General features: G+C 77.7%; 23 protein-coding genes and 1 riboswitch. Of the genes, 7 read left to right on the forward strand and 16 right to left on the reverse strand.

Annotation, left to right across the window (positions count from 1 at the left end):
• The first annotated feature begins 16 nt into the window (after positions 1–16).
• Positions 17–853, forward strand: coding sequence for a hypothetical protein (locus RTG05_RS02440; RefSeq protein ID WP_166527309.1), 837 nt, complete (start codon positions 17–19; stop codon positions 851–853).
• Positions 854–875: 22 nt separating this feature from the next.
• Here the strand turns inward: RTG05_RS02440 and cobA are convergent, their stop codons facing one another.
• The 11 genes from cobA to RTG05_RS02495 form a co-directional block, all read right to left on the reverse strand.
• Entirely contained in the window at positions 876–2135 is a 1260-nt protein-coding gene (gene cobA, locus RTG05_RS02445; RefSeq protein WP_166527310.1) for a uroporphyrinogen-III C-methyltransferase, read from the reverse strand.
• Positions 2132–3175, reverse strand: a complete 1044-nt coding sequence (cobT, locus tag RTG05_RS02450; protein WP_315912251.1) for a nicotinate-nucleotide--dimethylbenzimidazole phosphoribosyltransferase — start codon at positions 3173–3175, stop codon at positions 2132–2134. Before cobT ends, cobA begins: the two co-directional genes overlap by 4 nt.
• A gap of 65 nt (positions 3176–3240) precedes the next feature.
• Entirely contained in the window at positions 3241–4296 is a 1056-nt protein-coding gene (gene cobC / locus RTG05_RS02455) for an Rv2231c family histidinol phosphate aminotransferase CobC (protein WP_166527311.1), read from the reverse strand.
• Complete coding sequence (locus RTG05_RS02460) at positions 4296–4640, reverse strand: cobalamin biosynthesis protein (RefSeq protein ID WP_166527312.1); 345 nt, start codon at positions 4638–4640, stop codon at positions 4296–4298. The genes cobC and RTG05_RS02460 overlap by 1 nt, the downstream gene beginning before the upstream one ends.
• The gene (locus RTG05_RS02465; RefSeq protein ID WP_166527313.1) at positions 4637–5476 is read right to left on the reverse strand and encodes an energy-coupling factor ABC transporter ATP-binding protein; all 840 of its coding nucleotides are present in this window, start codon (positions 5474–5476) and stop codon (positions 4637–4639) included. The genes RTG05_RS02460 and RTG05_RS02465 overlap by 4 nt, the downstream gene beginning before the upstream one ends.
• Positions 5473–6207 carry a cobalt ECF transporter T component CbiQ gene (cbiQ, locus tag RTG05_RS02470; protein ID WP_166527314.1) on the reverse strand — a complete coding sequence of 245 codons (735 nt, stop codon included), beginning with the start codon at positions 6205–6207 and terminating at the stop codon, positions 5473–5475. Before cbiQ ends, RTG05_RS02465 begins: the two co-directional genes overlap by 4 nt.
• The gene (locus tag RTG05_RS02475) at positions 6204–6521 is read right to left on the reverse strand and encodes an energy-coupling factor ABC transporter substrate-binding protein (protein ID WP_166527315.1); all 318 of its coding nucleotides are present in this window, start codon (positions 6519–6521) and stop codon (positions 6204–6206) included. The genes cbiQ and RTG05_RS02475 overlap by 4 nt, the downstream gene beginning before the upstream one ends.
• Positions 6518–7192, reverse strand: a complete 675-nt coding sequence (locus RTG05_RS02480) for an energy-coupling factor ABC transporter permease (protein WP_166527316.1) — start codon at positions 7190–7192, stop codon at positions 6518–6520. Before RTG05_RS02480 ends, RTG05_RS02475 begins: the two co-directional genes overlap by 4 nt.
• A complete protein-coding gene (locus RTG05_RS02485) occupies positions 7179–8561 on the reverse strand; it encodes a cobyrinic acid a,c-diamide synthase CobB (RefSeq protein ID WP_208104754.1) in 1383 nt (460 codons plus the stop codon). The genes RTG05_RS02480 and RTG05_RS02485 overlap by 14 nt, the downstream gene beginning before the upstream one ends.
• Positions 8558–9172 carry a cob(I)yrinic acid a,c-diamide adenosyltransferase gene (gene cobO, locus RTG05_RS02490; RefSeq protein WP_166527318.1) on the reverse strand — a complete coding sequence of 205 codons (615 nt, stop codon included), beginning with the start codon at positions 9170–9172 and terminating at the stop codon, positions 8558–8560. The genes RTG05_RS02485 and cobO overlap by 4 nt, the downstream gene beginning before the upstream one ends.
• Positions 9172–11199 carry a putative cobaltochelatase gene (locus RTG05_RS02495; protein ID WP_166527319.1) on the reverse strand — a complete coding sequence of 676 codons (2028 nt, stop codon included), beginning with the start codon at positions 11197–11199 and terminating at the stop codon, positions 9172–9174. The genes cobO and RTG05_RS02495 overlap by 1 nt, the downstream gene beginning before the upstream one ends.
• A gap of 56 nt (positions 11200–11255) precedes the next feature.
• Positions 11256–11326: riboswitch (cobalamin riboswitch) on the reverse strand.
• A gap of 257 nt (positions 11327–11583) precedes the next feature.
• Between RTG05_RS02495 and RTG05_RS02500 the strand changes: the two genes are divergently transcribed.
• From RTG05_RS02500 to RTG05_RS02510, 3 genes are all read left to right on the forward strand, one after another.
• Positions 11584–11877, forward strand: coding sequence for a transcriptional regulator (locus tag RTG05_RS02500; RefSeq protein ID WP_166527320.1), 294 nt, complete (start codon positions 11584–11586; stop codon positions 11875–11877).
• A gap of 53 nt (positions 11878–11930) precedes the next feature.
• Positions 11931–12206 carry a DUF8847 domain-containing protein gene (locus tag RTG05_RS02505; protein ID WP_315912253.1) on the forward strand — a complete coding sequence of 92 codons (276 nt, stop codon included), beginning with the start codon at positions 11931–11933 and terminating at the stop codon, positions 12204–12206.
• A 179-nt stretch (positions 12207–12385) separates the two neighbouring features.
• On the forward strand, positions 12386–12820 hold the full coding sequence (locus RTG05_RS02510) for a hypothetical protein (protein ID WP_166527321.1): 435 nt from the start codon (positions 12386–12388) through the stop codon (positions 12818–12820).
• A 16-nt stretch (positions 12821–12836) separates the two neighbouring features.
• On the opposite strand, the gene RTG05_RS02515 is transcribed toward RTG05_RS02510, so the two are convergent.
• Positions 12837–13343 carry a type II toxin-antitoxin system PemK/MazF family toxin gene (locus tag RTG05_RS02515; RefSeq protein ID WP_315912254.1) on the reverse strand — a complete coding sequence of 169 codons (507 nt, stop codon included), beginning with the start codon at positions 13341–13343 and terminating at the stop codon, positions 12837–12839.
• Positions 13344–13557: 214 nt separating this feature from the next.
• Between RTG05_RS02515 and RTG05_RS02520 the strand changes: the two genes are divergently transcribed.
• The gene (locus tag RTG05_RS02520) at positions 13558–13695 is read left to right on the forward strand and encodes a hypothetical protein (RefSeq protein WP_315912255.1); all 138 of its coding nucleotides are present in this window, start codon (positions 13558–13560) and stop codon (positions 13693–13695) included.
• Between the two features lie 102 nt (positions 13696–13797).
• Positions 13798–15114 carry an endonuclease Q family protein gene (locus tag RTG05_RS02525; RefSeq protein WP_166527323.1) on the forward strand — a complete coding sequence of 439 codons (1317 nt, stop codon included), beginning with the start codon at positions 13798–13800 and terminating at the stop codon, positions 15112–15114.
• Here RTG05_RS02525 and RTG05_RS02530 read toward each other — a convergent pair.
• Together RTG05_RS02530 and RTG05_RS02535 are read right to left on the reverse strand one after the other, a co-directional pair.
• Positions 15111–15536 carry a VOC family protein gene (locus RTG05_RS02530; protein WP_166527324.1) on the reverse strand — a complete coding sequence of 142 codons (426 nt, stop codon included), beginning with the start codon at positions 15534–15536 and terminating at the stop codon, positions 15111–15113. The two genes, RTG05_RS02525 and RTG05_RS02530, sit on opposite strands and share 4 nt — an antisense overlap.
• Before the next feature lie 39 nt (positions 15537–15575).
• Entirely contained in the window at positions 15576–16184 is a 609-nt protein-coding gene (locus tag RTG05_RS02535) for an MSMEG_1061 family FMN-dependent PPOX-type flavoprotein (protein ID WP_166527325.1), read from the reverse strand.
• 36 nt (positions 16185–16220) lie between these two features.
• On the opposite strand from RTG05_RS02535, the gene RTG05_RS02540 reads away from it, so the two are divergent.
• Positions 16221–16610 carry an acyl-CoA thioesterase gene (locus RTG05_RS02540; protein WP_166527326.1) on the forward strand — a complete coding sequence of 130 codons (390 nt, stop codon included), beginning with the start codon at positions 16221–16223 and terminating at the stop codon, positions 16608–16610.
• On the opposite strand, the gene RTG05_RS02545 is transcribed toward RTG05_RS02540, so the two are convergent.
• Both RTG05_RS02545 and RTG05_RS02550 read right to left on the reverse strand, forming a co-directional pair.
• Positions 16597–18132, reverse strand: a complete 1536-nt coding sequence (locus RTG05_RS02545) for a cobyric acid synthase (protein WP_166527327.1) — start codon at positions 18130–18132, stop codon at positions 16597–16599. The genes RTG05_RS02540 and RTG05_RS02545 overlap by 14 nt on opposite strands.
• Positions 18129–18773 carry a lysophospholipid acyltransferase family protein gene (locus RTG05_RS02550; RefSeq protein WP_166527328.1) on the reverse strand — a complete coding sequence of 215 codons (645 nt, stop codon included), beginning with the start codon at positions 18771–18773 and terminating at the stop codon, positions 18129–18131. Before RTG05_RS02550 ends, RTG05_RS02545 begins: the two co-directional genes overlap by 4 nt.
• Positions 18774–18872: the final 99 nt, after the last annotated feature.

Consider the following 18872-nt stretch of genomic DNA (forward strand, 5'->3'; position numbering starts at 1 on the left):
CTCACGAGGGGGCCGGATGGGGACGCGGACGGTGCTGCTGTCGGGAGCTCGCTGGCTGGCGCTGCTGGTCCCGCTCCTCGATCTCGCGCTGGTCGTGTCCGGGGTGCTCTCGCTGCGCGCCGGCATCGTGCTGGCGCTGGTGCTGGAAGCGGTGCTCGCCGTCGTCCTGGTCGTCGAGGCCGCCGCGTCCCGCGTGGCGTACCGCCGTGCCCGGCGGTCCGGGGCCACCCGGCGGGCAGCCGTCGTCTCGGGTCTGGCGGCGGTCTGGCCACCGGTGGTCCTCCGGCTGGCGCGCGCCGAGGCCGGGGTCCTGCGGGCGCTGTGGTGGGCCGCCCGCCGCCGCAGGGCGGTCGGCCCCGCGGACGTGGCGTTGCCCTACGCCGGCCGCTTCGGCGTCGTCCTCGGTGCGGTGGGCGCCCTGGGCGTGCTGGAGACCGCCGTCGTGCACGTGCTGCTGCCCTGGGAGACCGCCCGGTGGGTGCTGCTGGCCGTGTCGGTCTACGCGCTGCTCTGGGTGCTCGGCACGGGCGCCTCGCTGTTCCAGCACCCGCACCTGCTCCGCGGTGACGAGCTGGTGCTGCGCTCCGGGCACCTGCACGCGATCGCCGTCCCGCTGACCGGCCTGGTGGGCGTGCGGCGCAGCGTGGGGTCCGAGCACGCGCGGACCGTCCTGCGCGACGGCGACCGGCTGGTCGTCTCGGTCATGGGCGACACCAACGTGGAGGTGCGCCTCGACCCGCCGGTGCCCGTACCCGGGCAGGCGGCGCCGGTGGCGCGGGTGGCGTTCTGGGTGGACGACCCGCGCGCCGCCGTCCGCCTGCTGCGCGACCGTGCCGTGTCCACCGCCGGCTGAGGCGTTCTGGACCGCGGGGACGTCAGTGCGGCGGGACGACCGGCGCGGTCAGCCGGACCACCTCGCCGACGACCCACACCGCCGGCGGCCGGATGCCCTCGTCGGCCAGGGTCTTGGCCAGGTCGGCCAGCGTGGTGCGCACGGTGTGCTGCGTGGGCGTCGAGCCGTCGGCGACGACGGCGACCGGCGTCTCCGGCGCCCGGCCGTGCTCGACCAGCGCCGCGGCGATGGCCGGTGCGGTGTCCACGCCCATGAGCACGACGACGGTCCCGCGGAGCCGGGCCAGCGCCGCCCAGTCGACCAGCGACTGCGGGTGCCCGGGCGGCACGTGCCCGGAGACGACGACGAACTCGTGGGTCAGCCCCCGGTGGGTGACCGGGATGCCGGCCAGCCCCGGGACGCCGATGGCGCTGGTCACCCCGGGCACCACCTCCACCGGGACGCCGGCGGCCACGCACGCCTCGAGCTCCTCCATGCCGCGGCCGAACACGAACGGGTCCCCGCCCTTGAGCCGCACCACCCGCTTCCCGGCCCGGGCGTGCTCGACCAGCAGCGCGTTGATCTGCTCCTGCGCCATGTACCGCCCGCGCGGCAGCTTCGAGGCGTCGATGACCTCCACCTCGGCCGGCAGCGAGGCCAGCAGCGACTGCGGCGCCAGGTGGTCGGCCAGCACGACGTCGGCCTGGGCGACCGCCTGCTGCCCGCGCACGGTGATCAGCCCGGGGTCCCCCGGCCCGCCGCCGACCAGGACCACCGAGCCGGGCCGGCCGCCGGCGACCTCCCGCCCGGCGTCGTCGCGGATGCTGCCGTCGGACAGCCCGGCCAGCACGGCGTCCCGGACGCCGACCGCGCGCTGCGGGTCCCCGCCGCCGTGCACGCCCACCACCAGGTCGCCCTGGCGGCCGACGGCGGGGGTCCACACGCTGGAGGCCGACCGGTCGTCGGCGCGGGCGCAGAACACCCGCGACCGCTCGGCCTCCTCGGCCACGGTCGCGTTGACCTCGGGGTCGTCGGTGGCGGCCACGGCGTACCAGGCGCCGTCCAGGTCCCCGGGCCGGTAGGGGCGCCGTACCCAGGCGACCTCGCCCGGGCCGACCAGGGCCTCCAGCGCCGGGGTGACGACCGGGCTGACCACGGTGACGCGGGCGCGCGCCTCCAGCAGCCCGGCCACGCGGCGGTGCGCGACCTGGCCGCCGCCCACGACGACGACGTGCCGGTCCAGCAGCCGCAGCCCGACCGGGTAGACGACCCCGCTCCCGGGGTCGACGGGTGTCGGCTTCATCCGGCCTTCCCGGTCACACCGGCGGAGTCGAACGTCGCCACCTCGCGCAGCGCCCGGGCGGCACTCGCCACCAGGGGCAGCGCCAGCAGCGCGCCGGTGCCCTCGCCCAGGCGCAGGTCCAGGCCCAGCAGCGGGCGCAGGCCCAGCGCCCGCAGCGCCAGGGCGTGCCCCGGCTCGGCGGAGGTGTGCCCGGCCAGCGCGTGCTCCAGCGCCGCGGGGCACAGCGCGGCGGCCACCAGCGCCGCCGACCCGGCGATCACGCCGTCCAGCAGCACCGGCACCCGGGCCGCGGCCGCGCCCAGCACGAAGCCGGCCAGCGCGGCGTGCTCCAGCCCGCCCACCTCGGCCACCGCCGCCAGGGCCGCCTGCGGCGTCGCGGGCCGCTCGGGCACCCGGGCGGCCGCGCGGGCGACGACGGCGACCTTGCGGGCCAGCGTCGGGTCGTCCACGCCGGTGCCGCGGCCGGTGGCCGCCGCGGGCTCCGCCCCGGTGAACGCGCAGACCAGCGCGGCCGACGGGGTCGTGTTGGCGATGCCCATGTCGCCGGTGACCAGGCAGCCGTGGTCGGCGGCCAGCGCGCTGGCCACCTCGATGCCGACCTCGACCGCCCGCCGGGCCTCCTCCAGGGTCATCGCCGGGCCGACGGCGAGGTCGGCGGTGCCCGGCCGCACCGTGCGGGCCAGCAGCGCCGGGCCCGGCTCGACGGCGTAGGGGGTGGCCACCCCGACGTCCACGACGACGACGTCGGCGCCCAGCTGCGCGGCGAAGGCGTTGACCACCGCACCGCCGCGGACCAGGTTGGCCACCATCTGCGCGGTGACCTCCTGCGGCCAGGGGGTGACGTCCTGGGCGTGCACCCCGTGGTCCCCGGCGAAGACGGCCACCGCGGCCGGCGTCGGCAGCGGCGGCGGGCAGCTGCCCGCGGTGCCGGCGAGCCGGGCCGCGACGTCCTCCAGGACGCCGAGCGAGCCCGGCGGCTTGGTCAACCGGTCCAGCCGGTCGCGGGCGGCGCGCTCCGCACCGGCGTCCCGAGGGGTCACCGCGCCGATCGTCGCGCCCAGCAGGGTGCCGGCGAAGAGGGCGTCGGACGGGGCGGGAGGGCGGCTCAGCGGATCTCCTCGGGGATGCGGGGCAGGTCCCGGGACGCCGGTGTCCCGGGCTCCAGGATGGCAGCGAGGTCGGCGGCGAAGGCTGCCGAGGTGCCGGGGTCCCGGACGGCGACGCGCAGGTGGTCGGGCGACAGGCCGGGGAAGGTGTCCCCGCGGCGCACCGCCCAGCCACGCTCCCGCAGCGCCGCCCGCAGCCGCGCGCCGTCGGGCACCCGGAGCAGCACGAACGACGACCGCGGTGTTCCCACCACCTGCACACCCGGCGGCAGCGCGGCCACCAGCGCGGCCCGGTGGACGGCCAGCTCGCGGGCCGCCGCCTCGCCCTCGGCGCGGGCGGCCGCGGTGCTGCACGCGGCCAGCGCGGCCAGCGCCGGCGTGGACACCGGCCACTGCGGCTGCTGTGCGGCGAGGGCCGCGACCAGGTCCGGCGGGCCGAGGGCGTAGCCGACCCGCACCCCCGCCAGGCCCCAGGTCTTGGTCAGGCTGCGCACCACGAGCAGCCCCGGCAGGTCGCGCCGGCCCGCCAGGGACGCCGGCTCGCCCGGCACCGTGTCGGCGAACGCCTCGTCGACCAGCAGCACCCGTCCCGGCCGGGCCAGCGCGGCCACGGCGTCGGCCGGGTGCAGTACCGACGTCGGGTTGGTCGGGTTGCCGAGCACCACCAGGTCGGCGTCCTCCGGCACGTCCCGCAGCAGGTACCCCGGGGGTTCGAGCAGCAGCCGCGCCACCGGGTGCCCGGCGGCGCGCAGGGCGGCCTCCGGCTCGGTGAACGACGGGTGCACCACGACCGCGCGGCGGGGCGCCAGCGCCCGCGCCACCAGGGTGAACGCCTCTGCCGCACCGGCGGTGAGCAGCACCTCCCCGGCCGGGCGGCCGTGCGCGGCGGCGACCGCGGCCCGCGCCGGACCGGCGTCGGGGTAGGCCGCGGCGTCGTCCAGGGCGGCGTGCAGGACGGCGCGCAGCCACGCCGGCGGGGTCCCGGCGCGCACGTTGACGGCGAGGTCGACCAGGCCCGGCGCGAGCTCGGCGTCCCCGTGGTGGGAGAGGTCCATCAGCCGGCCACCGCCACGGTGACCCGGCCGACCACCGTCCGGCCGACCAGCAGCATGCCGCCGCCGAGCAGCGCGGCGGCCTCCGCGACCGACGGCGTCCCGACCGCGGCGGCCACCCGCGCCGACGGCGAGGGCACCGGGACGGCGGCCAGCGCGGCGGCCGGGTGCCCGGTGAGTGGCCAGCCGCGCGCGGCGGCGGCGCCGACCAGGCCGGGCTCGGCGGCGCGCACGTCCAGGGTGGCCAGCGAGACCTCGCCGGCCGGTGCCGGGAGGACGGCGTCCACGGCGGCCAGCACCTCCGCGACGGCCACCCCCGGCCGGGCGCCGACCCCCACGACGGTCACGGGGAGACTCCCTCGGGCAGCGCGGCGAGCAGCGCACCGGCGTCGCGGGGCAGTGCGCCGTCGGGCAGCAGACCCAGCGCCCGCAGCCGGGCGCCGACGGTCAGCGCCCAGGGGCGGCCCAGGCGGGCGCGGGCGAGCAGGCCGTCGTCGGACAGCACCTCGGCGGGGGCGCCCTGCACCACCGCGCGGTCGACGACGACGGCGACGTCGTCGGCCCAGCGCAGCGCCAGGTCGACGTCGTGGGTGCTCATCACCACGGTCGACCCGGACGCCCGCAGCCGCTCCAGCGCCGCGAGGGCCTCCGCGACCGCGGAGGGGTCCAGCCCCGCCGTCGGCTCGTCGAGCAGCAGCACGCACGGGCGCATCGCCACCGCGCCGGCGATCGCCACCCGCTTGCGCTCGCCGTAGGACAGCTGGTGGGTGGGCCGCCCGGCCAGGTGCGCCACGCCGAGCAGCGCGAGGGCCTCGGCGACCCGCTCCCGGACGGCGTCCTCGGGCAGCCCCAGGTTCAGTGGGCCGAAGGACACGTCCTGCGCGACCGAGGCGCTGAACAGCTGGTCGTCGGGGTCCTGCAGGACCAGCTGCACCTCCTGCCGGTGCGCGCGCAGGCCGGCGCGGGTGTGCCGGAGCCGCGCCCCGTCGACGGCGACCGTGCCGTCGACCGGTTCCAGCGCCCCGGACAGGCAGCGCAGCAGCGTGGTCTTGCCCGAGCCGTTGGCGCCCAGCAGCGCGAGCCGGCGCCCGGGCGGGACGGTCAGCGAGGCGCCGTCGAGCACCCGGCGGCCGCGCTCGTAGCCGACGACCAGGCCCTCCGCGGTGAGCGCGCGGTGGCTCACGCCGCCACCCCGACGGCCACGATCGCCACCAGCCCGGCGGCGGAGGCGGCGAGGAACGCCCGGGACGACGGCAGCACCTCCGGCAGCACCTGCAGCCCGGTCTCCATGCCGCGGCCGGCCAGCCCCTCCTGCATCCGGCGGGCGCGGTCCCAGGAGCGGGTGAGCACCGCGGCGGCCAGCACGCCCGACGAGCGGTAGGAGCGGCGCCAGGTCGAGTGCCCCATCCGGGCGGTCTGCGCCTCCCGGACGGCGTGCAGGCTGGCCAGCAGGACGAACAGCACCCGGTAGGTCACGCCGGCCACCTCGACGACGGCGGCCGGCACCCGCAGGGCGCGCAGCGCGGGCAGCAGGTCCGACACCGGCGTGGTGCAGGCCAGCAGCAGGACGGCGGCGCTGCCGGCCAGCGCGTGGGCGGTCAGCGAGCCGGCGCGGGCGGCGGCGTCCGGCGCCCAGCCGAGGCCGCCGGTGCCCACGGTGACGACCGAGGTGAGCGCGCCGACGGTGATGAAGGCCAGCGGCCAGCGCACCGCCCGCCCGAACGTGCGGGCCGGCACCCGGGCCGGGCCGAGGGCGAGGACGACCGCGGTCAGCCCGACGAGCACGCTGCCCGGCCACGCGGGGAGGACCAGCGCGCACAGCACCAGCCCGCCGCAGAGCAGCAGCTTGTCGGCCGGCGAGCGGCGGCGCCAGGCGCTGGCCCAGGCCGCGTCGTCCACGGCGAGCCCGGTCACCGGCCGCCGTCCCCCCGGGCGCGGTCCGCCGCCCGCTCGGCCAGCCGGCGCCCGCGCAGCCGGCCGAGCACGTAGCCGAGCACCCCGCCGCCGAGCGCGGCCTGCAGCGCGAACAGCCCGGACTCCACCTCGGCCGACGACGGGGCGAACACCGACGCGAACCACGGCTGCGCGCCCTGCTCCTCGGCCAGTGCGGTCGCCGCGGCGTCGGTGCCGGCGAACTCCGCCGTCCCGCCGTCCAGCACGAGGGGGAGCGCGACGAGTGCCACCACGCCGAGCACCAGCAGCGCGGTGACCAGCCGGGAGCGGGTCACCGGGCCGGCTCCGGGCGCAGCAGGCCGAGCCGCTCCAGCTCCGGACGGGCGTTGGTGGTCAGCGCCCGGAACAGCAGCACGCCGAGCAGGCCCTCGCCGACCGCCAGCGGCACCTGGGTGAGCGCGAACACCGACAGGAACTTGACCAGCGCGCCGGGCACCCCGGTCTCGGCATCGGGCAGGGCCAGCGCCAGCTGTCCGGCGGTGGTGACGTAGGTGGCCAGGTCGGCGACGGCCATCGCGGCGAACACCCCTGGCAGCAGGCCGCCGCCCAGGGCCCGGGTGAGCCGGTAGGCGCCGTAGCCGGCCCACGGGCCGACGACGGCGAAGGCGAACGCGTTGGCGCCCAGCGTGGTCAGCCCGCCGTGGGCGAGCAGGAGTGCCTGGAAGAGCAGCACGATCGTGCCGAGCAGCGCCATGACCGGCGGGCGGAACAGCACCGCGCCGGCGCCGGTACCGGTCGGGTGGCTGGAGCTCCCGGTGAACGAGGGCAGCTTGATCGCGCTGAGCACGAAGGTGAACGCGCCGGCCGCTCCCAGCAGCAGGGTGTTCTCCGGGCGCTCGCGCACCTCGGTGACGACCTGCCGCGCGCCGTGGACGACGAACGGGGCGGCGGCCAGCGTCCAGCCGACCGCGTGGGTCACCGGCAGGAAGCCCTCAGCGATGTGCACGCGCCACCTCCTGCCGGACGGCCGCGCAGGCCGCCACGAACCGCTCGGCCAGGGCCGGGGCGCCAGCCCAGTTGAGGTGCAGGTAGGAGGCGTGCACGTTTGCGGCGACGAAGCCCTCCGGGTCGCCGTCCGGCCACCGCCAGGCCGGTGCCGCGCCCGCGCGGGGGGTTGCCACCGTGCGGTGGAACTCGTGGCCGCGCACCCGGGTGCCGGCCGGTGCGAGCACGGAGTCGCTGAGCGCGACCGCCTCCCGGTAGCCCAGCGTCAGCCGCGGCGACATGACCGCGTCCGTGGGCAGCACCCCGCACATCGGGACGCCGTCCAGGGTGCGGGCCAGGTAGAGCAGGCCGGCGCACTCGGCGGCGACCGGGGCACCCCGGGCGGCCAGCGCGGCGATGTCGGCGCGCAGCGTCTCGTTGGCCGACAGGTCCGCGGCGTGCACCTCGGGGAAGCCGCCGCCGACCACCAGCCCCGCGGTGCCCTCCGGCAGCGTCTCCTCGCGCAGCGGGTCGACGACGACCACCTCGGCGCCGGCGGCCGTCAGGAGCTCGGTGTTCTCCGCGTAGCCGAAGGTGAAGGCGGCGCCGCCGGCGACCGCGATCCGCGGCCGGGTGGGCGTGCGGCGCACCTCGGCGGCGGGGTCCCAGGGGACGGCGTCCAGGGCCGGGGCGGTGCGGGCCAGCCGCAGCACGGCGTCCAGGTCCACCGAGGCGGCCACCACCTCGCCGAGCCGGCCGACGGTGGCCAGCGCCTCGGCGGACCGCTCGGCGGCGGGGACCAGCCCGAGGTGCCGCGACGGCGTGCCGAGCTCGGCCAGCCGCCGCACCGCCCCCAGCACCGGCACGCCCGAGCCGCCGAGTGCGTCGCGGAGGATCTGCTCGTGCCGGTCGCTGCCGACCCGGTTGAGCACCACCCCGCCCAGCCGGACGGTCGGGTCGTACGTGGCGAAGCCGTGCACCAGCGCCGCCACGCTCTGCGCCTGGGAGCTCGCGTCGACGACGAGCACCACCGGGGCGCGCAGCAGCCGGGCCACGTGCGCGGTCGAGGCGAAACCGGGCTCCAGGCCGGCCCGGGACGCCCCGTCGAACAGACCCATCACGCCCTCGACGACGGCGACGTCGGCGCCGCGGGCCCCGTGCAGGAACAGCGGGACGACTCGCTCCTCGCCGACCAGCACCGGGTCCAGGTTGCGCCCGGGGCGTCCGGCGGCCAGGCCGGTGTAGCCCGGGTCGATGTAGTCCGGGCCGACCTTGTGCGGGGACACGGCCATCCCGCGGGCGGCCAGCGCGGCGACCAGCCCGGTGGCGACCGACGTCTTGCCCGCGTTGCTGGTCGGCGCGGCGATGACCACCCGCGGGACGGCGGTCACCACTCGATCCCCCGCTGGCCCTTCTGGCCGGCGTCCATCGGGTGCTTGACCTTGGTCATCTCGACCACCAGGTCGGCCGCCGCGACCAGCGCCGGCGGGGCGTCCCGGCCGGTGACGACGACGTGCTGGGTGCCGGGCCGGTTCGTCAGCGTCTGCACCACGTCGTCGACGTCCACCCAGCCCCACGTCAGCGGGTAGGTGAACTCGTCGAGCACGTAGAACCGGTGCGCCTCCGCGGCCAGGTCGCGCTTGATCTGCGCCCAGCCCTCGGCGGCGTCGGCGGCGTGGTCGACCTCGCTGCCCTGCCGGCGCGACCAGCTCCAGCCCGAGCCCATCTTGTGCCACACCACCGGCCCGCCCTCGCCGGTCTGGGCGTGCACCCGGCCCAGCGCGGTCAGCGCGTTCTCCTCGCCGACGCGCCACTTGGCGCTCTTGACGAACTGGTAGACCGCGATCGACCAGCCCTGGTTCCACGCGCGCATCGCCATGCCGAACGCGGCGGTGGACTTGCCCTTCATCTCGCCGGTGTGCACGGCCAGCAGCGGCCGGTTGCGCCGCTGGCGGGTGGTCAGTCCGTCGACCGGGACGGCGGTCACCTGGCCCTGGGGCATCAGGCGGCCTCGCGCACGGAGCGGACGGTGGCGGCCAGCGACTCGGCGGCCAGCTCCTCCAGCCGCAGCGTCCGCGCGCCGAGCGCCGTCCCGAGGACCCCGGCCAGGCCGAGGCGCACCGGCCCGGACTCGCAGTCGACCACCACGCTCGCCACGTCGCCGTGCGCCAGCAGGGACGCCGCGCGACGGGCGTCGCCGAGGTGGTCCCCGCCGCGCGCGCCGGTGGCCCGGCCGTCGGTGACGACGACGAGCAGCGGACGGCGCTGCGGGTCGCGGACCCGCTCCACCCGCAGCGCGTCGTGCGCGCGCAGCAGCCCGGCGGCCAGCGGGGTGCGCCCGCCGGTGGGCAGCTCGCGCAGCCGGGCCGCGGCCGCCTCGACCGACCAGGTCGGCGGCAGCGCCAGCTCCGCGCCCACGCCGCGGAAGGTGACCAGGCCGACCTTGTCCCGGCGCTGGTAGGCGTCCAGCAGCAGCGACAGGACGGCGCCCTTCACCGCGGCCATCCGCGACCGGGAGCCCATCGAGCCGCTGGCGTCGACGACGAACAGCACCAGGTTGCCCTCGCGGCCCTCCAGCGTGGCCTGGCGCAGGTCCTCCCGGGCGATCCGCAGGCCCGGGCCGGTGCGGCCGCGGGCGACCTGGTGCGGCGCGGCGGCGAGCACCGTGCCGGTCAGGTGCAGCCGGGTGACCGTGCCGGTGGGCCGGGTCGCGCCGACGACGCGGCCGCGGTCGCCGCGGGCCCGCGAGCGCCGCCCGGCGACGCCCGCGCCGATGCCCGGGACCTCCAGGCGGCGGGTGCGGAACGGGTCGGCCGGCGCGACCGCGCCCCGCTCGGGCGCGCTCCCACCGTCTCCCGGCTCCGCACCGCCTTTGTCGCGGTATTGGCGGTCGTCGGGCGCCTCGGCACGGCCTTCCGCGCGCGGAGGGCCGTCGTCCGGGGCCGGTCCGCCGTCGGGCGGCGGGGGAGGGGAGCCGCCGCCGTCGTGGTCCGGGCCGCCGCCCTCGGGCGGGTCGTCCTCGGGGCGGGCGTCGTCCAGCGCCTGCTCGAGGGTGTCGTCGTCCAGGCCGGGCGCGTCGAAGGGGTTGCGCCGGCGGCGGTGCGGCAGCGCCAGCCGGGCGGCCACCCGGACGTCGTCCTCGGTGACCTCCTCGCGGCCGCACCAGGCGGCGTGCGCGATCGCGGCACGGGCGGTGACCAGGTCGGCACGCAGCCCGTCGACGTCGAAGGCGGCGCAGACCGAGGTCACCTGGCCCAGCGCGGCGTCGGACAGGACGACGTGCGGCAGCCGGGTGCGGGCCTCGGCGATCCGCTGGGCCAGCGCCGACTCGTCGGACGCCCAGGTCGCGGTGAACCCGGCCGGGTCGGCGTCGTACGCGAACCGGCGGCGCACCACCTCGGCGCGCTCGGCCGGGTCGCGGGGCGCGGCGACCTCCACGGTGAGCCCGAACCGGTCGAGCAGCTGCGGGCGGAGCTCGCCCTCCTCCGGGTTCATCGTGCCGACCAGCAGGAACCGGGCCGCGTGCCGCACCGAGACGCCCTCGCGCTCGACGTAGGCGGTGCCCAGCGCGGCGGCGTCCAGCAGCAGGTCGACCAGGTGGTCGTGCAGCAGGTTGACCTCGTCCACGTAGAGGACACCGCGGTGCGCGGCGGCCAGCAGCCCGGGTTCGAAGGCCTTGACGCCCTCGGTGAGCGCCCGCTCCAGGTCCAGCGAGCCGACGACGCGGTCCTCCGAGGCGCCGACCGGGAGCTCCACCAGCCGGGCCGGCCGCGTCTGCCCCGGGACGCCGGTGTCGTGCGGGCCGTCGGGGCAGCCGGGGTCGGGGGTGGCGGGGTCGCAGGCGAACCGGCAGCCGGGGACGACGTCCACCGGCGGGAGGACGGCGGCCAGCGCGCGCACCGCCGTCGACTTCGCCGTCCCCTTCTCGCCGCGCACCAGCACGCCGCCGACGGCCGGGGAGACGGCGTTGAGCAGCAGGGCCAGGCGCATGTCGTCCATGCCGACGACCGCGCCGAACGGGTAGGTCACCCAGGGGTTCCTCTCCCCGGGTGTCCACGCCCGGAGGTGGCAGGAGGCGACGGCGGGAGTTCCTGACTCCCCGGCGGGTGCCGGGTCACAGTGGCGGGACCGCGCCGGAGTCGCACCGGGCTTCCTCCACTGCCGTCGCTGTGGTGGCGCCATCAGACCACGCCGGCCCCCGCGGGTGACACCCCGGCCCAGTCACTTGACGGTCTGGAAAGTCAAGCGGCGTGCTTTCCGACATGGAGAGTGACCGGCCGCCGCGGCGGTCGCCGAGTACCGGCTGGACCTGCTGGGGGCCATGGTCGTGGGCGGCGCCGTGGTGGCCGTCGTCCTCTACCTGGTGAACCGGTGGTGGACGCGGATCTACGTCGCCGAGCTGCGCGAGGCCCCGTGACGGCGGTCGCGCCGCGCTTCGACGCGGTCATCCACCCGCCGCCGCGGCTACAGGTCTGCGGGCTGCTCGCCGCCGTCGACACGATGGACTTCGCCACCGTCCGCGACACGGTCGGCGTCAGCGACTCGGTGCTGTCCAAGCACGTCAAGCAGCTGGAGGAGGCCGGTTACGTGCGGGTGCACAAGGCCACCCGCGCCGCCCGGCTGCGCACCAGCCTGGCCCTGACCAAGCAGGGCCGGGCGGCGTTCGACGCGCACGTCGCCGAGCTGCGCCGCATCACCGGCGGGTGACCGACGCGGTGGCTGCGGTGCCGTGCGGACCGGTCGCGCCTACCCTCGACCGGGTGCCGAGGGAGGTGAGGGAGCTGGCCGAGGACCCGACCGGCGTGGACGCCGGCACGCAGGACGCGGTGCTGCTGTTCGTCGGTGGTCCGCTGGACGGGCGGGTGGAGATCCGCGAGGCGCGCCACGGCGAGCCCCTGCCCACCGTCACCCACGTGCACCTGCACGGCGGCCCCAAGGTCGTGCACCGCTACGACCTGACCCCGCTGGGGCCCGGGGTCGGCGTCTACCACCTCCGGCCGCAGCAGGTGGTCCGCGACAGGTCCGTCGCCGACTGACCGACGGCCCCCTGCCCCCCATCGCTCGCAGGATGCCGGCGGGGCCCTGCAGGGCTTGGCGCTGCCACGGTCCCACCCGTCACCGCCGTCCGCTGACGGATGGCACTGCCCCTGCCCTCCGAGGGCTGCCACGGTCCTGGAACAGGACGACGGAGCAGGACGACGGAGCGGGGCTTGCGATGGGTGCGACGCTGACGGCACTGCACGTCACGGCCGGGACGGCGGGGCTCCTCCTCGGCCCGCTGTGGCTCGCCGCCCGGGTGCGCGGGGCGGCGGGTCGGAGCCTCGCGGCCGGCTACCAGGTCGCCGTCGCAGCGGTCGCCGTGACCGGTGGTCTGCTGGCCGTCGCGGAACCCGGTCTGGGCTGGCTCGTGCCGGTGGCCGTGCTGACCGCGCTGCTCGCCGTGGGCGGCGCGCTGGCCCGCCGGCGGGACTGGCCGCGCTGGCGCACCCTGCAGCCCCACCTGCTGGGCGGGTCCTACGTCGCCCTGGTGACCGGCCTGCTCGTCGCGAGCACCGGCGACCCGGTCTGGTGGGCCGTGCCCGCCCTCGTCGGGCAGGTGCCGATCGCGCTCGCCAAACGCCGGCTGCACCACCGGACGCTCCTGGCCTGAACCCGCAGCCGGTCTCTCAGCCGCGGTGGAGGGTGCGCAGCGCCGCCACCACGTCGTCGAACACGGCCCGCCCGAGCACCGCGCCCTCCCGGCGGACCGCGCCGGGCGGGACGAGCAGCAGCCGGTCCAGGCGCACCTCGCTGGGCCGCCCGCGCGGGTCCCAGCCGCCGCGGCCGACGTCCATCCAGCGGCGGCCGTACCGGGCCTCGTCATCGGCGTCCCGGTCGTGGTCCCGGCTGGACAGCAGCAGGCCGACCAGGTCGGTGCCGCGGCGGCCGACGACGAGCACCGGGCGGTCCTTGCCGCGGCCGTCGCCCTCGTCGTAGGGCACCCAGGCCCACACGACCTCGCCGGGGTCGGGCTCGCCGTCGTCCTCCGGGCGGTGCACCAGCTCGACGCCGGCCAGCCCGTGCGGGAGGTCCTGGACGCCGCCGGGTGCGGTCGCCGCCGGGCGGTCGGCCGGCGGTCGCCAGACCGTGCGCAGCAGACGCCCGAGCACCCGGGACAGCGGTGATCCGGCCACGGGCCGCAGGCCAGACCGGCCCGTCCCGCGCCGCCGTTTGTCACTCGTGACACACGGGCACCAATTCGTCACGCCTGCGGTTCGCCCTGCCGACACGGGGGCACCATGTCCCCACGGGGCGGACGTGGTCTCCCCGGGAGAGAGGGGGGTCCTCATGACCTCGGCCGAGCCGCTTCCCCCTGCTTCGCCGCGGGGGCGGGAGGTCAAGGCGAGCGTGCTCGCCGCCTTCCAGCTCGTGGAGGACGCGCGCTACCTGGGCGCCGGCCCGCGCAGCCGGCGGGGGCGCCGGCGGGCCCTCGCCGAACGCACCGTCGCCTACCGGAGGCTCGCGCGGGACCTGCGCGTCGGCTGAGAGAGGACCACCCTTCCCCCCACGCCTCGCATGCGCAGGCGGAGGGGCCCTGGAGGCGGCCGTTCCACGCGACCGAGGCGGCCGCGCGGGTAGGTGGGTGGGGTGACCGCCGCGACGTACTCCGCAGACCTGCACGTGCACTCCCGCTTCGCGTACGCCACGTCGCGCGACCTGACGCTGCCGGTGCTCGACGCGACCGCCCGGGAGAAGGGCGTGCGGGTCCTGGGCACCGGCGACTGCACCCACCCGGTGTGGTTCGAGGAGCTCCGCAGCCAGCTCGTCCCCGCTCCGGAGGAGGGCCTGTACGTCCGGCGCGACGCCGCCGGGGACGCCGCCACCCGGTTCCTCCCGAGCGTCGAGGTCTCCTGCGTCTCCCGCCAGGGCGGCCGGGCACGGCGGGTCCACGTCCTGGTGCTGCTGCCGAGCCTGCAGGCCGTGTCGGTCCTCAACGGCGTCCTGGCGCAGCGCGGGGCCGACCTCGAGACCGACGGACGGCCCACCCTGCGGATGGGTGCCCGGGCCGTCACCGAGCTGGCCCTGCAGGCGGACCCGACCGCGCTGGTCGTGCCCGCCCACGTGTGGACGCCGTGGTTCGGGGCGCTGGGGTCCAGGTCGGGCTTCGACTCCCTCGCCGGGTGCTTCGAGGACCTGACCCCGCACGTGCTCGCCGCGGAGACCGGCCTGTCCGCGGACCCGGCCATGTGCTGGCGGGTGAGCTCCCTGGACGCCGTGGCGCTGCTCTCCGGCTCCGACGCCCACGGGCCGCGCACGCTGGGCCGCGAGCTCACCTGCCTGGAGGGCGAGCTGTCCTACCCCGGCATCCGGGAGGCGCTGCGCACGGGCGCCCCCGCCCGGGCCGGTGAGCGCCCGGCCGCGGTGACCCGGCTGGCCGGGACGATCGAGTTCCACCCGGCCGAGGGCAAGTACCACCTCGACGGCCACCGCGCGCACGACGTCCGGATGACCCCGGCGGAACGGGCGGCAGCCGGCGGGCGGTGCCCCGTCTGCGGGGAGCCGGTCACCGTCGGGGTCCTGTCCCGGGTCGAGGAGCTCGCCGACCGGCCGGTGGGCGCGCGACCGGAGGGGGCGCCCGCGGCCCGGTCGCTCGTCCCGCTGGACGAGGTGCTGGCCGCGGCGCTGGGCGTGCGGCCGGCCGCCAAGCGGGTGGCCGCGGCCCGCGCCCGGCTGCTGCAGGCCTTCGGTGACGAGCTGTCGGTGCTCACCGGGGTCCCCCTCGACGACCTCGCCGCCCGCTCCGGGGCGCGGGTGGCCGAGGGGGTCGCCCGGGTGCGCGCCGGCGAGGTGACCGTGGACCCGGGATACGACGGCCGGTACGGGGCCGTGCGCATCTTCCCCGCGGACGACGCCCCACGGGCCCGCTGTGGGCCGGCGAGCGAGGAGGAGGCGGCCCTCTTCTAGCCGACGCAGAACTCGTTGCCCTCCGGGTCGGCCAGGGTGACCCACTCGTGGGGACCCTGGGCGGCCCGCCACAGCTCCCGGGCGCCCAGGCCGACGAGCCGGGCGACCTCCCGGTCGCGCAGCTCGGCCGCGACGCGCACGTCCAGGTGCAGCCGGTTCTTGCCCGCCTTCCCCTCCGGCACCGCCTGGAACAGGATGCGCGGCCGACCGGGGTCCGGGGAGCGGATGGCCGTGGCCGACCGCCAGACCAGGGCGCCCCGGTGGCGGGTGGTGTGGGACTCGTCGGCGTGGCCGGCCTCGACCATCCGGCGGATGAACGCCTCGTCCTGCGGCTCCACCTCCCAGCCGAGGGCGTCGGCCCAGAAGTCGGCGAGCTCGTGCGGACCCGCGCAGTCGACGGCGACCTGGACGTCGTGTGCCATGCCGGCGCACGGTAGGGCAGCCCACCGACGGTCCGGGGCTCAGAGCTCGGTGGCCAGCTCCGCGCGCATCTCGGCCTGCCCGGGCAGGGGCGTGGTGAGCCGGCAGTGGTCGCGCAGCACCTCACCGAGGGAGGGGAACGCCGAGCGCGGCACCTGCCGGTCGGCGTCCCACAGGCCCGAGCGCATGACCGCCTTGCCGCACTGGAAGTAGGCCCGCTGCACGGTCAGCACCAGGACCGAGCGCGGCGGGCGGCCGAACTCGGTGAGGTCCAGGCCGAGGGCGTCGGGGCCGACCAGCGCCGTCGTCCCGAAGACCTTGAGCGTCTCCTCGATGCCGGGGACGAGGAACAGCAGCGCCGCACGGGGGTTGCCGACGGTGTTGCGCAGGCCGTCGACCCGGTTGTTGCCCTGCCGGTCGGGCAGCGCCAGGGTGCGCTCGTCGAGGACCCGGACGAAACCCGGGTCCCCGCCCCGCGGGGAGACGTCGGGCCAGCCGTCCGGGCCGGCGGTGGACAGCGTGGCGAACGGCGCGAGCGCGATGAACGCCCGGCAGTGCCGGTCGAGGGTGTCCACGACCTTGTCGCGGACCAGCTGCGAGGGCTCGCGGTAGGAGGCCAACACGGCGGCAGGGTCCGCGGCAGTGTCCATGACCGGCACGGTAGCCCGCCGCTACCGTGGCCCCCCGTGCCCGCACAGTGGAGCTCGCCGGTCCGGTACGTCGAGTGCGACCAGCAGGGCGTGGTCTTCAACGCCCACTACCTGACCTGGGCCGACGAGGCCGCGACGGCCTGGTGGGCGTCGGTCGGCCTGCCCTGGGAATCCCTCGTCACCCGCGGCGGTGAGCCGGTGGTCAAGGCCAGCGCGCTGGAGTGGAGCTCCCCGGCCCGCTGGGGCGACACGGTCACCGTGGACGCCGACGCACAGGGCGTGGGCCGCACCAGCCTGACGGTGGGCTGCACCGTCCGGGTGGGGGAGCGGGTCTGCTGCGTCGTCCGCACCACCTACGTCTGGCTGACCGACGGGGGCCCGGCGCCCTGGCCCGACGACGTGCGGGCCCGCGTCACCGCGGGCTGAGCGCGGCACCGGGCGGCAGCAGGGGCAGGCCGTCCGGGACGCCGTCCTCCACCAGCCGCCACAGCGCGCCGGTGTCGGCGTGCTCGGCCACCAGGTCGCCCAGGGCGTCCAGGCGCTCCTCGCGGACGGCGGCGAAGGAGGTGTCAGGCGCGGCCACGAACCGCCGCCCGGCCACCCGCGCGACCTCGGCGAGGAACGCCCGCCGGAACCCGTCGTTCTCCAGCGCCCCGTGCCACGTCGTGCCGAACACCGCCCCGACCCGGCCGCCGTCCAGGAAGGGCTCCGCCCCGTCCCCGTAGGTCACCACGCCGTGGTGGATCTCGTAGCCGCGCACCGGCTCGCCCAGCGCCGTCCCGGCCGGCCGGCCCAGCGTCTTGTCCGGCGCGAAGCGGACGTCGGCGGGCAGCAGCCCGAGCCCGGGGACGGTGCCGGCCTGCGACTCGACGTGGTCGGTGATCGTGCGGGCCAGCATCTGGTGCCCGCCGCACACGCCGAGCACCGCCCGCCCGGCGCCGGCGTGCCGGGCGACGGCGCCGGCCAGCCCGGTCTCCCGCAGCCAGCCCAGGTCGCCCACCGTCGCGCGGGTGCCGGGCAGCACGACCAGGTCGGCGTCGGCGAGCTCCTCGGGCCGGGTGACGAAGCGGACCAGGACGCCGGGCTCGGTGGCCAGCGCGTCGAGGTCGGTGGAGTTGGACAGCCGGGGCAGCCGGGCGACGGCGACCCGCAGCACGTCCTCACCGCGCGGCGGCCCGGCCGAGGAGACCCCGGTGGGGATGCCGAGGGAGTCCTCGACGTCCAGGGCCGCGCCGGGCAGCCAGGGCAGCACGCCGAGGGTCGGCCGCCCGGTGAGCTCGGCGAGGGTGTCCAGCCCCGGGCGCAGCAACCGGACGTCGCCGCGGAACTTGTTGACCAGGAAACCCGCGACCAGCCGCTGGTCGGCCGGTGGCATGAGCGCCACCGTGCCGTACAGGGCCGGGAACACCCCACCGCGGTCGATGTCGCCGACGACGACCACCGGCAGCCCCGCGGCGGTGGCCAGGCCCATGTTGGCGATGTCGTCGCCGCGCAGGTTGATCTCGGTGGGGGAGCCGGCGCCCTCGCAGACCACCACGTCGAAGCGGGCGCGCAGGTCGGCCAGGCAGCTGAGCACCTGCTCCAGCAGCGCGGCCTTCATCGGCCGGTAGGACAGCGCCGTCACGTCCGCGACCGGCCGGCCGAGGACGACGACCTGGCTGGAGTCCTCGCCGCCGGGCTTGAGCAGCACCGGGTTCATCGCCGCCTCGGGCTCCACGCGGGCGGCGGCAGCCTGCATCACCTGCGCCCGGCCGATCTCCGCGCCGTCCGCGGTCACCACGGAGTTGTTGCTCATGTTCTGCGCCTTGAACGGGGCCACCGAGACCCCCTGCCGCACCAGCCAGCGGCAGATGCCGGCGGTCACCACCGACTTGCCGGCGTCCGACGTCGTCCCGGCGACGAGCAGCGCGCCGCCGGAGGCCGGGCGCCGGGGGATGGCGCCGCTCACCAGCCGGCCCTCTCCTGCCCGGACAGCTCCGCGATCGCCTCCATGATCCGGTCGGTGACCACCCGCCGGGCCCGGCCGTTGCCGGCCATGCCGTGCTGCTCGGGGAAGGTCAGCGGCTCGCCGAAGGTGACCGTCACCCGGTGCGGGCGCGGCCAGCGGGAGTCGACCGGCTGCACCCGGTCGGTGCCGGCGACGGCCACCGGGACGACGGGGCAGTCGGCGGTCAGCGCCAGCCAGGCGACGCCGGTCTTGCCGCGGGCCAGCCGCCCGTCGCGGGAGCGGGTGCCCTCCGGGTAGATGCCGAACCCCTCGCCGCGGCGCAGCACGGCCAGCGCGGTGTCCAGCGCCTCCTGCGCGGCGCGCGAGGTCTGCCGCTGCACCGGCATCGCGCCGAGCGCGGTGAACAGCGTCCGGGTCAGCCAGCCGCCCACCCCCGGCGTGGTGAAGTACTCGGCCTTGGCCAGGTAGTACACGCGGCGGGGGGCCGACAGCGGGATCACCATGCTGTCGATGAAGGACAGGTGGTTGCTGGCCAGGATGAACGCGCCGGTGGCCGGCACGTTCTCCCGCCCCGACACGCGCATCCGCAGTGCCAGGTGGAACAACGGGCGCAGCACGAACCGCGCGACCAGGTAGAGCACGCCGCGTGCCCCTCCTCGACTCGGGGACCACCGGCGACCACCGGCGACAGCGGCATCCTCTCCCGCGCCCCGGGGGCCGGCGGCTCCCGGGGCGGGGGG

The sequence above is a fragment of the Geodermatophilus sp. DSM 44513 genome, assembly GCF_032460525.1.
Taxonomy (GTDB): Bacteria; Actinomycetota; Actinomycetes; order Mycobacteriales; family Geodermatophilaceae; genus Geodermatophilus.